The 12808-nt window shown below is 37.8% G+C and carries 10 protein-coding genes; 3 read left to right on the top strand and 7 right to left on the bottom strand.

Annotated elements, in window-relative coordinates:
• Window positions 1-43 precede the first annotated feature (43 nt).
• The 5 genes from M1F25_RS21420 to fdhE all read right to left on the bottom strand — a co-directional run bounded on the left by M1F25_RS21420 (window position 44) and on the right by fdhE (window position 7217).
• Entirely contained in the window at window positions 44-1045 is a 1002-nt protein-coding gene (locus M1F25_RS21420; protein ID WP_036959200.1) for an NAD-dependent epimerase, read from the bottom strand.
• 226 nt (window positions 1046-1271) lie between these two features.
• On the bottom strand, window positions 1272-2933 hold the full coding sequence (locus tag M1F25_RS21425; protein WP_181488929.1) for an LTA synthase family protein: 1662 nt from the start codon (window positions 2931-2933) through the stop codon (window positions 1272-1274).
• A gap of 69 nt (window positions 2934-3002) precedes the next feature.
• On the bottom strand, window positions 3003-4871 hold the full coding sequence (gene selB / locus M1F25_RS21430) for a selenocysteine-specific translation elongation factor (protein WP_094961964.1): 1869 nt from the start codon (window positions 4869-4871) through the stop codon (window positions 3003-3005).
• Window positions 4868-6259 carry an L-seryl-tRNA(Sec) selenium transferase gene (selA, locus tag M1F25_RS21435; protein WP_181488931.1) on the bottom strand — a complete coding sequence of 464 codons (1392 nt, stop codon included), beginning with the start codon at window positions 6257-6259 and terminating at the stop codon, window positions 4868-4870. The genes selB and selA overlap by 4 nt, the downstream gene beginning before the upstream one ends.
• A 22-nt stretch (window positions 6260-6281) precedes the next feature.
• Window positions 6282-7217 (bottom strand): formate dehydrogenase accessory protein FdhE, encoded by a 936-nt coding sequence (fdhE, locus tag M1F25_RS21440; protein WP_094961966.1) that lies wholly within the window; start codon window positions 7215-7217, stop codon window positions 6282-6284.
• 729 nt (window positions 7218-7946) lie between these two features.
• On the opposite strand from fdhE, the gene M1F25_RS21445 reads away from it, so the two are divergent.
• The 3 genes from M1F25_RS21445 to M1F25_RS21455 all read left to right on the top strand — a co-directional run bounded on the left by M1F25_RS21445 (window position 7947) and on the right by M1F25_RS21455 (window position 10597).
• Window positions 7947-8153, top strand: a complete 207-nt coding sequence (locus tag M1F25_RS21445; protein WP_094961967.1) for a helix-turn-helix domain-containing protein — start codon at window positions 7947-7949, stop codon at window positions 8151-8153.
• Entirely contained in the window at window positions 8132-8776 is a 645-nt protein-coding gene (locus M1F25_RS21450; protein WP_180312257.1) for a hypothetical protein, read from the top strand. The genes M1F25_RS21445 and M1F25_RS21450 overlap by 22 nt, the downstream gene beginning before the upstream one ends.
• A 210-nt stretch (window positions 8777-8986) precedes the next feature.
• On the top strand, window positions 8987-10597 hold the full coding sequence (locus tag M1F25_RS21455; RefSeq protein ID WP_318839882.1) for a metallophosphoesterase: 1611 nt from the start codon (window positions 8987-8989) through the stop codon (window positions 10595-10597).
• A gap of 116 nt (window positions 10598-10713) precedes the next feature.
• On the opposite strand, the gene uxuA is transcribed toward M1F25_RS21455, so the two are convergent.
• The gene (gene uxuA / locus M1F25_RS21460) at window positions 10714-11907 is read right to left on the bottom strand and encodes a mannonate dehydratase (protein ID WP_094961970.1); all 1194 of its coding nucleotides are present in this window, start codon (window positions 11905-11907) and stop codon (window positions 10714-10716) included.
• A gap of 17 nt (window positions 11908-11924) precedes the next feature.
• Window positions 11925-12671 (bottom strand): FCD domain-containing protein, encoded by a 747-nt coding sequence (locus M1F25_RS21465; RefSeq protein ID WP_004906196.1) that lies wholly within the window; start codon window positions 12669-12671, stop codon window positions 11925-11927.
• Window positions 12672-12808 lie beyond the last annotated feature (137 nt).

A 12808-nucleotide genomic window follows, 5' to 3' on the forward strand; every position in this document is an offset into this window, starting at 1 on the left:
CTTGCCTCTCAAATCCTGCTAAAGATGTTACAGCTTATTGATATTATTGGTGGTAATAAGAACGGTACCAATCCACAAATGCCTGAACACCCTGCTCAATAGAAACTTGTGGGCGATAACCTGTCACATTAAACAAGTCTTCCGTATCCGCCCAAGTGGTGTACACATCACCCGCTTGCATAGGTAAAAAGTTTTTAATCGCTTCTTTACCCAGTGCCTTTTCCAGTGCAGAAATAAATTCAATCAACTTAACAGGCTGCCCATTACCAATATTATAGATTCGATATGGCGCGCTGCTTTCTGCAGGTGATGCCGAATGATTATTCGGGTTCGCTTGTGGAATTATATCTGAAATACGGATCACACCTTCGACAATATCATCAACAAAAGTGAAATCACGACTGAGATTGCCGTTATTATAGACATCGATAGGCTCGCCCGCCAAAATAGCTTTCGTAAACTTAAATAAAGCCATATCTGGGCGCCCCCAAGGGCCATAAACCGTAAAGAACCGCAGCCCTGTGGTCGGTAGCTGGTATAAATGTGAATAGGAGTGCGCCATTAATTCATTGGCTTTCTTTGTTGCCGCATAGAGTGAAATCGGGTGATCGGTTGCCATGTCAGTAGTAAATGGCGTCTTATCGGTTACGCCGTACACCGAACTTGAAGAGGCATAGACTAAATGCTTCACTTTTGCTTGGCGACAACCTTCTAAAATAGCGAGGTGGCCAGTCAAATTACTATCTGCGTAAGCAAATGGGTTTTCCAACGAGTAACGAACACCCGCTTGTGCCGCTAAGTGAATGACTCGGTCAAATTGTTCTTGTGTACACAATACACGGACAGTCTCACGGTCTGTGATATCAAGATGAATAAAACGAAATAACGGAAACTGCTCCAATAAATGTAAACGGGATTGTTTAAGCCCCTGATCGTAATACGCATTTAAGTTATCAATCCCGACAACTTCATGCCCACTCTCTAATAAACGTTGGCAAAGCGTGAAACCAATAAAACCCGCACTTCCCGTGACCAAATATTTCATATTCATTGTCTTCTAGCGTTAAACCATTCTAAAGCTCGAAATGAGCACCTAATTTCACAGAAAAATTAACTAAAATTAAGACAAAAAAAATAACGAATGGTTTTGTTATTAAAACAAGAAAGCGTAAAAAAATAATAAATTTTAAGAAAATATTAATATTTTAGGCAGGAAATAACAAAAAAGAGAGTATCAGCCGTAAATATCTACGGCTGATAATAACATACTCTTACATATCACCTTTATTGGCATTAGCTGCTTCTAAAGTTCCATAAACATAGTTGCGATAGCTATCAAGTAACTTTTGGTCTTCACAATCATTCAATTTGCCGTCACACAAGTGGCGCATTTTGATGTTGGCTTCATAAAATGGGGAAATGTTTAAATTTGCCCTTTCTAATAAGATTCCGCCTAAGAAGGAAATATCTGTTAACTGGCCCGTTGTTATCGCAGTTCCTGATTTCAAATTATCCCGCAAAGTAAATTGTGTTAGGTAAGCGGGTGATGAAAATGAAGAATCATACTGATTTAAGCTAATTCCTGGTTGATGGTCACCAAAATATAAAAACATCAACGGACGCTCACGTTTTTCAATGAATTCTGCGAAATCACGTATTGATTCATCTGAGGTTACGATTTTGTCCATATAATGGCTAAATTCACCTGCAGCATCTGAGTTTTTAATTTTGTCTTTTATACCGTAGTCATCACTATGGCTCTCTTTGTAAGGACCATGCTCATACATTGTAAGAGAGAAAATAAATACGGGTTTATCTGTTTCTTTCGCTAAGATTTCTTTTACATATTTCAGCATATCATCGGTGCTGATTGTCCATAAGTTATCTTGCAGTTTACCTGGATAGCCGAGCTCTTGTGGTTGAATAATTCGATCAACCCCAAGCGTTTCATAGGCATGCCCTGAATGGTATGCACCTTTATTAAAGGGGGTAAGTACCACAGTATAATAACCGTTGGCCTTCATTTCTTTGAATAAGCTATTTTTAAGGTGGTCAACGATAAAATAAAAGACACCGCTTTTTTGCGCACCAAAATCATCACTATTTAAGCCAGTTAGCGCTGAGAATTCAGATAACCAAGTTCCTCCCCCAAAAGTTTGTACCCGCATCTGACTATGCGCACTTACGCCACTATCTTGCTGGAACATAAATAAATCAGGAAGCTTAGTTCCTTCAGGTAAGTCATAAATATGTGGGTCAACAGTAGACTCTTGCAGTAATAAAACGATGTCTGGTTTTTCTGAGACTGCATTATTTTCTAGGGATATTGCTGCTGCTTTTTCCATAAAATAATCAGCTGAGCCTGCAAATTCAGGGGATTGATAACTCGCATTTTGTGCCGACATAATAATATTGGTCACTGTCCCTCGGCCTTTTGGCAACGTCTGAGACCATCTGTCATAATAATGTGAGCTTGTGAAGTTAATACCAAAGTAACCCGCAACAATAAGAACAACACCAATAACACGAGTCATTTTTGATTTACTCGGCTTGAGCAATCGCCAGCTAATAACCCCATTAATGACTAATAATATAAGCAACCCAACCAGTGCGACACCTGCTAACCAATAATGACCCAAGGTCCCCATATTGGAAGTGTCTGTCATAATATTGATATCACTAAAGAAGAGTTGTTCTTTGTAATAATGAACTTTTAACTGATTCAGGAATTTTATGATGATAAATAATGTGCTGGTAATAATAGCGGAAAATAACCAGCGAGCTGTTAGCACCATTAAAATACCGAATAAAACGGCATATACACTGACCGATATGAGAGCAGGATAAATTACGCTACCTTTTTCAAAGACTAAGAAAAGGGAGCCAATAAAGATCAATGCCAGATAAAAGCCTGCAAATAACTTTTTCTTCATCAGTTTTACCACAAGTTTAATATTGGAGGTTGCTATGAGGCACTACTATAACGGATTAAAACACTCAATTTATTCAACGAAAATGCCTTTATCTCGTAAATGGTGACCATCGCCTTTACGACGAGTAAAACCGCTTTTATCAAAAAACTCAAGAATTTGAATCGCAAGTTTCCGACCAATCCCTAATTCGTTACGGAAATCAGCCGCAAAAATGACTTCATTTTCCATGCAATAACGGTGAATAAGTGACGCAAAATAATTAATTTGCTCATGGCTATAATAGCGGTCACGAACTATCGCCGTAATTAATCCCATTTGCGCCGCCTTTTTTAGAACGCGACGCATCGTATCTTCTTCATAGCCACTTTCTAATGCTAAATCACGTACCCACCACGCCTCATTACGTGAAAATAATGGGTGTATTTGCTGCCAAATCAATTGCTGTTGGGCATCAAACACCAGCCCATGTTGGGGCATATGCAACCAACCGCGAGTTTGCTTAATAACATTTTCACCAATGAGATCATCAATGAATTTAAATGCTAATGCCTCGCTCATTGAAGGCAGAGCCATACGTTTTAAACGTGCTTTGCCTACACCGATTTGGTCACTGTGTATTTCATTGAATTCTTCAAGGGTTTGAACGATACGTTCTTTCGCTATTTGCGCTTTAAATGTGGATAAAACATGGTTGCCAACACGCTCCACATCCATTTGAGCCAATAAATTATCTAACACATCATGGGTGAGTTGCCGCGCCCAACTGTAATCCCGTAAATTAAGTTCACCTTGAGGAAGCTGTAGCTTAAAGTGAGCCAGTTCATCTTGTTCTCGGCAAAGCTTAGATAACCAATCCAAAAACTCCGGAAGCCTTTTACCTCGCCGTGGGGAAACCAAACGTATCACTCGAGCCCCACCTAACGTTTGGCGAGCGCTAATATCACGGATAATTAACCGGTCATTTTCTACTAACCATAATGGGGTATCTAAAATTAACTCAGCAAGCACGGGGGTTTCCCCTTGCTCAACTAATAATGACACTCGCCCAGTGATGTGGCTTGCACCATGGTAAAGATGCACAGGTTGCCAGTGCTTAATTAATGCATCGCATTCCAATTCAACAATAACCCGTGTTGCAATAAACGCAGGTTGCTCTGCAAGCAACCAATCCCCTCGGGTAATATTTTCTTTATCAATATCGCCCACCAAGTTTAAGGCCACGCGATCACCTGCAACAGCGAATTCAGATATTTGGTTTTGCCGATGAATACCTCTGACGCGAACTTGCTTATCCGCTCCTGTCACCCATAGTGACTCACCAACTTGAATTTTTCCCGCTAATGCAGTGCCAGTCACCACTACCCCTGCACCTTTAACCAAAAAAACGCGGTCAATGGCTAAACGAAAACGACGTTGGATATTGGGATGTGAACCACTTTGCTGATGAAGTTGTTGCAGATATAAACGCAGCGCATCAATGCCGCGCCCATCTTCAATAGACGTAATGAATAGTTTTGCATCTGGCCAACCTTGTTTAGCCAGCTCGGAGGTGACTTGCTCCGTAACCTGTTCAATTCGCGAATGATCGACTCGGTCAGCCTTCGTCAGTATAACACTGATATTTTCACAACCCGCTAGCCTTAAAATCGAAAGGTGTTCAAGGGTTTGCGCCATCACGCCATCATCACAAGCTACTACCAAAAGCGCATGGTTTATACCACCAATCCCAGCCAACATATTGGCTAAGAATTTTTCATGTCCTGGAACGTCGATAAAACCAATAGAGCTCCCATCTGGCTGTGGCCAGTAGGCATACCCTAGGTCAATGGTCATTCCGCGCTTTTTCTCCTCAGGGAGGTGTGCGGTATTTACGCCAGTAATGGCTTGAATTAAAGAAGTTTTACCATGGTCAACATGGCCTGCTGTCGCAAAAATCATGAAAGTAAAACCTGTAATAACGCGTGTTCATCATCAAGACAGCGCAGGTCAAGCCACAATTTACCGTCTTTCATGCGCCCAATCACTGGTTGAGGTAGCTGGCGCCACTGCGTTGCGAGTTGCTCTAATGTACTACCTTTTCCATTTAGCGGTGTGAATGTTACCGCAAAGCTAGGAAGATGGTCGACAGGAAGTGAACCGCTCCCTATTTGTGAGAGACAAGGCTCAACTTCAACAATAAATTTGTCCCCATAAAAGGCTTGTAGAGCAACAACTATGCTTTCTGCGCTATCACGAATAGTTTCAGGATCTCGTGTTAGCCAACGTAATGTGGGTAATTCTGTTGTGAGTTTTTCGGGAGTTAAATACAGTTTTAGCGTTGCTTCAAGTGCAGCTAAAACCATTTTATCAACGCGTAAAGCACGTTTTAATGGATGTTTTTGAATTGCATCAATCCATTTTTTCTTCCCTAAGATAATCCCTGCTTGTGGGCCACCAAGAAGTTTATCTCCAGAAATCGAAACCAAATCAATACCTTGAGAAAGGTAACTTTGTGGCATAGGCTCTGCGGGTAGCCCATAAGCCGTCATATCAATCATCGAACCACTGCCTAAATCAATTGCCGTTGGTAATTGGTACTTTCTACCTAGCTCTGCAAGCTCTTCACCTTCAACTTCTGCAGTAAATCCTTCAATACTGTAATTGCTGGTATGCACTTTCATTAATAGTGCAGTTTGATCATTAATCGCATTCTCATAGTCACGTAAGTGAGTCCGATTCGTTGTACCCACTTCAACTAATTGGCAGCCTGCCTGCGCCATCACATCTGGCACACGGAAAGCCCCACCAATCTCAACCAATTCACCACGAGAAACAATAACTTGCTGGCCATTTGCAACCGTTGCTAGCAATAATAAAACTGCGGCAGCATTATTATTAACAATACAGGCATCTTCGGCGCCAGTGAGCTCACACAGCAAGTCAGCAATCGCACGGTCACGATGCCCACGCATCGCACCATCTAGAGAATATTCTAATGTGACAGGCGAACTCATCACTTGGCTAACTGCATTCACCGCCGTGGTTGACATGACCGCACGGCCTAAATTGGTATGTAGCACCGTACCCGTCAAGTTAAACACGTTTTTTAGGGCGCTTTGCCCTAAAGCTTGATGGCGTTGTGCTAACTCTTTTACCCAATCTTCCTGCCAAGCAGGTAATTTCCCTGCCTGTGCAATACTGGCTCGAGCTTGTTCTTGCATCTTACGTAAACATGCAGTGACCCAATGAGCCCCTGATTGTTCAACCAATATTTGCACTTCATCGAGCTGCAATAATTTATCAATAGCAGGAAGTTGGCGATATAAAGCCAAGTCTGATTCAGCCATAGTCACGATTCTCTTTTACCGCTTATTTTTCACCAGGGAACAAGAACGGATTAATACTACTACGCGCAAAGCCTTCTTCTTCCATGCGTGCATCTAAAATAATTGAGGCTAAATCATCCGCGACAGCTTCAACTTTAGCTTCTTTTTCTTGATAAAGGATTTTCAAGTAGCTACCGCAATCACCGCAGCTTTCTGCTTTAACTGCCGCATTTTCATCATCTAATGACCAATAATTCAATTTACCTGTTTGCTCACAGTTACTGCATTTAACGCGCACCATATGCCATTCAGTTTCACATAAATTACAGTGTAAATAACGTAAACCTTGTGATGTACCAATTTGCACAATACTCGACACTGGCATGCTATTACATACAGGACAGAAATGGCGATGGTCACCATGTTCTGCACGTGCTTTACCTGGGATATTTGCTGCCATTTGTGCCCAATACACCGATAATGCAGCCCAAATGAACATCGATTTGTCCGCAGGAACTTTTTCAAACTCTTCATTTAGCAACGCAGTTGCCATGGCTTCGAGTTCTGTTTCAGACGCTTTATTCAGGTTTTCTAACGCCGGGCGTACAGACTCAGGCACGACTGGCATTAATTCGGCAATAATAGCCGTTAATAATTTGTGCCAATGCATTGTCCGTGGAAATGTTTTTGCATCCAATGGCGAATTATTGGTATTTGTTGAGCGCTCAAGGATAGATGCCATATCCATTTCTAATGGATTATCATGCTGTGCATTATGTTGTGCGGTTGCCACTTCAGCAGCAAAATTCAGATAATCTGCAAAAGGATGTTCTCCTGCACCAAGTTCTTTGAGTCGCTCAGCACGGCGTTGATATAAACTTTTTAAGTTAGGAAACAGAACTGGTGGAATAAAACCAATTCCCTTTTCTTTCAATCTTTCTTGTCCTAACTCTTCTTTAGGAACGATACGAATACCCATTGCGTTCTCACTTTTCCATTTTCTGAACAATTTTTTGAGCATAGGGTAAACCTATACTCAAATTAATCATTCCTATTTTATGCCATCGGCGGAAATTGCTGCCACTTACTGCTCAGGATAAAACAAAAACGGTTAGGTCGCTACCTTGATGCCCTTGTATCAAGACGGGTATTTGATCTGATAAGGGTTTTGTAGGCAACAAAGGAAAAAATGCAGACAAATTTACCTTAAGCAAAGAACAATTATGATACAAAATCACAGATGATAAAGGTATTTTCAAAGGTGTAAATCAATCTATTTCAATATCATAAATGACCGATTGTGGTGGCCTTAAAATCATCTATTCTTGTTAAAATATGTGGGGTTAATCAAACTTTAACGATATAAGAATAATTAATAAGCTAATAGATACAGCTAAATAAAGTTTTTATTGAAACATTAGCAAGGATATTTAAATTACTGCATTAATTTTCTTTGATATAGTTTTAAAACTAAATTATAGCGGAGACCGTAGAAATGAGAGAGTTATTAATCACACTAATAATTATACTTCCTATTTATTCAATTTTATTTATTAGCGAATTATAGATAAATGTTTAGTTAGAATTCTAATAGCTGTATTTTATATTAATTTAACTTATAAAAACAGCTTTTAGATTAAACTACCGTAATAGATTATCAATGGATTGAGATCCTAATTTAGAGTTTTCCAACCGACTAAGGACAGTTATGTTTTTCTCGAAACAATTAAACCAGTTTATTGCTTTGGCTAAAAATGGTTCGCTAAATCAAGCGGCAGAGTCTACCAATGTCACGTCTTCAGCGATATCACAAGGTTTGATTCTTCTCGAAAAAAAGCTAGGAAAGAATATTTTAGTTAAAAAAAAAATAAAATACTCATTTCCGATTATGGCATGGAGCTATTTAATAAAATAAACCCTCACTATGAAAGTATAAATAAAATATTAAACAATTTAACTGTGCCAAACAATGAAAAAAAAATTAAAATTCTTATTGATGGATTTCCATTCTATGGAATACATTCGATAATAAACAACTTATTGAAAAATAAGAGTATTAACATTGAAGTTGAATGCAAGATCTCAAATGATATTTTGTATGAAATAAAAAACCACCACTATGACATCATAATATCACCTGTAGATATCGACGTTGACCATAAAAGTATACAAAAAATAAATTTAAAAACTGAAATATTAGGTTTAGTTTTTCATAAAGAATTAATGAAAAAAAGTATGAGCGTTGAGAAAATGATGAGTAATGAAATTCTTATTCAAACAAAATCATCATTCGAACATTGTACCATGATAGAATTTTTAAAAGAAATAAAAAAAATCGGTATAAACTTTAAAACACTTACAATAAACGAACTGGATTTATTACATTCATTAGAAAATAAAACTGGCTATTCATTCATGACTGAGGAATACTTTAATAAAAAATCGAATCCTGACTTGGTGTTTAAAAAAGAACCCTTTAATTTTTTTATTAATAGGAGAGCTTATCTACTAAAAGAAAGTAATATTGAAATTTATTAATGAATAATTTTACTTTAAATAAAAATCAATTTAAATAATTCGAGACTAACAATGAAAATCATTTCTTTTTTTATGTTTTCTTTATTTTTATCTTCTTGCCAAAACAGTTTTATTAATGAAATTCAAGACAGTACAATTGAAATAAAAAACCCCAATCAGACAAAAAACAATGGACTATAATTTTCAACTCATTTTAAAAGGAAATTTCGTATGATAATTGGTGTAATTAGTGATATTCATATAGGCTCAGATCATGATAAAGAAGTATTGGCAACGTCTATTAAAAATATTAATCACTGTGGAGCCGAAGGGTTATTAATGGCTGGGGATATTGGTGATTATCATCAACATAGAAAAGATTCTTTTGATATTTTCCTAGAACAATTTCCAAAAAAATATCATCAAAATTTATTATTGATGTTAGGCAACCATGATGTCCGAACTGGGGCCGAACCCCATGAGCCATTAGACCCCGATTTAGTCGGATTATATGACTCTTACTTAGAAAAATGCAATATTGACCGGCAAGAAGATACAATGTGCATTGATGCATGGATTAATGGTTATCATTTTATTTGTTTGAACACAGATGTTCCTTTAAAAAATCAAATGGAATTAAATGAAGCATCACTTCTCTGGTTAGAAAAAAAACTGGCTGAAGGCGCTGATGCGAATAAACCGATTTTTGTGATGACACATCAAGCATTCAATTGTTCACATTGGCGGTCATACTTATATGGCGGATTTGGACCGCAAGATGAAAGACTAAAAAGTCTATTTTCTCGTTATCCCCAAATAATTATGTTAAGTGGTCACATTCATAATGGCTTTAGGATTATTGAAGCTATTCAACGTCCATTTGGAACATTAATTGATATTCCAAGTTTAACATTAGGTGAAAACGGGGTTACAGATAAAGGCACTGGCTATTTATTAAAAATAGAAGATGATAAACTAACCTTTGAAGCTTGGAATTTTTATCAAAATATTCATTTATCTGAATATGATACGATAATATTATTACCTACTTTACCAAGTTTAGCCGCTGAGCTACCAGATTATGCTGACGAAGAAACTGATTCATTAATTTCAGAATCAAATCTATTAATGAATAAAGAATACAAAGATGAATACATAAAAATCTATGACGAGAAAACATGGAAAGAAATTAATACCCTAAGAAATAAAATTATTAAATACAAATCTAAACCTAAATCTAATGAAATTAATTACCATAAATTAAAATTTAATAATGACGATAATATCACCATTAAGGTATTGAATGCCGCACTAAATCAGCACAACCATATTCTTATTGAATCAAAAAATGGTCACTGGGCTGACCAAATTACAATACCGCCACTAAAAAATAATCAATCCATTACCATTGATCCTACTGCGGCCTATTGTAGTACACTGATCGTGAATAAAGAGAAGCATAGGATTTCAACAGGTGAAAAATGTACGGTTTCCTGTAAGTCTTATTGGCAGTTTGAAATGAAAAATGACGTAGATTCGTTGGAGCAAAAATCAGCTTATCAGCTTACGTTTAAGAATGAAGATTCTATTACACAAAAAATGATAAAGGATATTTTTAAAACTAACGATAGTATATATATTGAAATTAAAAATGAGAAATGGCTAAATAAAATTTCCATTCCCAAACTGCCCCTAAGTAATAAAAAGATTATAGTTAAATCAACAGCGGATCGTAATAGTTCAATAGTTGGTGGCTACTATACGTATATTATTAAGTCAGGCGACTTATTGACTATTTCTGCAAAACAGAATTGGAGTATCGATAAAAAAAAATTAAAATAACTTAACAACTAGTTCAATACGCGACTAATTATAATTTAGTCGCGTATTTTTATGCGTACTCAACCCTTTGATATCACGTAAATACCAAATAATAAAAGCCAATATTGCAAAGAAAATTATACTTTTAGTAATTCTGGATAATACATCCGCTTCAGCGCTAATTCTAACCCTCTCACCTCTGCTAGGCCTTTTAAGCGGCCAATAGCGGAATAACCAGGGTTAGTCACTTTCTTCAAATCATCCAAAATTTGGTGACCATGATCTGGTCTCATTGGAATTGGTGCAAGCCCCGCAGCATGGCGTTTTTGTTCAACCGCTAAAATGGCTTTGACCACTTCAAACATATCGACATCACCTGCAATATGATTTCCTTCATGGAAAGTATTTGGGTTGTTTTCTCTCACCGTTGAACGTAAATGTGTGAAATGAATACGATCACCAAATTCATTAATCATTTTTACTAGGTCGTTATCGGCTCGCACACCATAAGAACCTGTGCACATAGTAAACCCATTATGAATGCTATCGCAGCTTTGCTTAATAAACCGCATATCTTCAATGGTAGAAACAATACGTGGCAGGCCTAAAATTGGGCGCGGAGGGTCATCGGGGTGAATAGCTAAAACCACATTTTCTTCTTCACATACAGGAACGATTTTCTGCAAGAAATAACGTAAGTTCTCACGTAACTGATTTTCATCAATATTATTATACAGCGCCAAGCGCTCACGGAATTGGTCTAATGTATAACCTTCTTCTGCGCCCGGTAGCCCTGCAATGATGGTTTTAATCAGGTTTTCGATATCATCAGATGACATATTGGCATAATACTCAGCCGCTTCTTTAACTTCTTGTTCTGAATAACTCGCCGCCGCATTTTCACGTTTTAAAATATGAATTTCAAACGCGGCAAAGGCAATATTGTCGAACCGTAACGCTTTGGAGCCATCTGGTAGCGTATAAGCAAGGTCAGTACGCGTCCAATCTAGAATTGGCATAAAATTATAGCAAATGGTCTTAATACCACAGGATGCTAAATTACGAATACTTTGTTGGTAATTTTGAATATAGAGATCAAAATTACCTTGTTGAGTTTTAATATCTTCGTGAACAGGAATACTTTCCACGACAGACCAAACTAACCCAGCATCTTCAATGATAGCTTTACGCTTCAAAATCTCCTCAACACTCCAAACTTCACCGTTAGGAATATGGTGAAGCGCAGAGACGATTCCCGTCGCCTCTGCTTGCCTAGCATCACTTAAAGAAACAGGGTCATTAGGACCGTACCAACGCCACGTATGCTCCATGAGTACTTCTCCTGCGATTATTCAAAAATAGTCTGATAAGGAATTGTTTCAAATAAGTAACCATCAAAATTGGGGTCATCAAAATCAGAAAGCTGCATTAGCGTATTTTTGACATTCTCTAAATGCTGCCACATCTCTTTTTTAGCCAATTCAGGATCACGTTTTTGTAGTGCATTTAAAATATTTTCATGATCAATCAACCACTTCTTCCGGTAAGTCGTATTGTCGATATGCTCATGTAGCTTATCCCACATAGGGCTTTGTAACCGCACAGCCCAGATATCATCAATAATCTTCGCCATCATGTCGTTCTTGCTTGCGCGAGCAATTAACACATGAAACTTATGATCATTCGCATCGTCACTTTCATTATTCGCAACTTTGATTCGCTCATCTTCTAATAATGCGCGGATCTCTTGGATATCGGCTTTTGTTGCTGACAAGGCCGCACATGCAGCTATCGCACTTTCAATCACTTGGCGAGCTTGCAGTATTTCAAAAGGGCCATGATCTAAGCTTTTGACTTCATCAATTAATAGATCTGGGTGGTTGATAACATAAACACCAGAACCTTTCTTGATAGAAACCAATTTTTCAATTTCTAACATGATGAGTGCTTCACGTACCAATGAGCGACTAACATCATATTTTTTAGCGATCTCACGCTCTGGCATTAAACGACTTCCTATCGGATATTCACCAGATGCAATGAGCTCTTTTAACTGCTGACCTAGGTATTGGTACGAGCGGTATTGAGTTTTCATATATATGTACAACGCGTTGTCGAATTAAATTTAGTTCTTCCATTGTAGATTATCGTCCCTCACCACAATGGTCAACCAATTTATCCACTATTTCCGCAAAATTAGTTAACCAATTTGTGATCAGATTCACTTATTGT

The sequence above is a fragment of the Providencia sp. PROV109 genome (assembly GCF_033681625.1).
GTDB lineage: Bacteria > Pseudomonadota > Gammaproteobacteria > Enterobacterales > Enterobacteriaceae > Providencia > Providencia hangzhouensis.

What these genes read in the sequence shown, in the direction of transcription:
- M1F25_RS21420 (WP_036959200.1), bottom strand. Translation starts at nt 1,045, where the DNA reads ATGAAATATTTGGTCACGGGAAGTGCGGGTTTTATTGGTTTCACGCTT.
- M1F25_RS21425 (WP_181488929.1), bottom strand. Translation starts at nt 2,933, where the DNA reads ATGAAGAAAAAGTTATTTGCAGGCTTTTATCTGGCATTGATCTTTATT.
- selB (WP_094961964.1), bottom strand. Translation starts at nt 4,871, where the DNA reads ATGATTTTTGCGACAGCAGGCCATGTTGACCATGGTAAAACTTCTTTA.
- selA (WP_181488931.1), bottom strand. Translation starts at nt 6,259, where the DNA reads ATGGCTGAATCAGACTTGGCTTTATATCGCCAACTTCCTGCTATTGAT.
- fdhE (WP_094961966.1), bottom strand. Translation starts at nt 7,217, where the DNA reads ATGGGTATTCGTATCGTTCCTAAAGAAGAGTTAGGACAAGAAAGATTG.
- M1F25_RS21445 (WP_094961967.1), top strand. Translation starts at nt 7,947, where the DNA reads ATGTTTTTCTCGAAACAATTAAACCAGTTTATTGCTTTGGCTAAAAAT.
- M1F25_RS21450 (WP_180312257.1), top strand. Translation starts at nt 8,132, where the DNA reads ATGGAGCTATTTAATAAAATAAACCCTCACTATGAAAGTATAAATAAA.
- M1F25_RS21455 (WP_318839882.1), top strand. Translation starts at nt 8,987, where the DNA reads ATGATAATTGGTGTAATTAGTGATATTCATATAGGCTCAGATCATGAT.
- uxuA (WP_094961970.1), bottom strand. Translation starts at nt 11,907, where the DNA reads ATGGAGCATACGTGGCGTTGGTACGGTCCTAATGACCCTGTTTCTTTA.
- M1F25_RS21465 (WP_004906196.1), bottom strand. Translation starts at nt 12,671, where the DNA reads ATGAAAACTCAATACCGCTCGTACCAATACCTAGGTCAGCAGTTAAAA.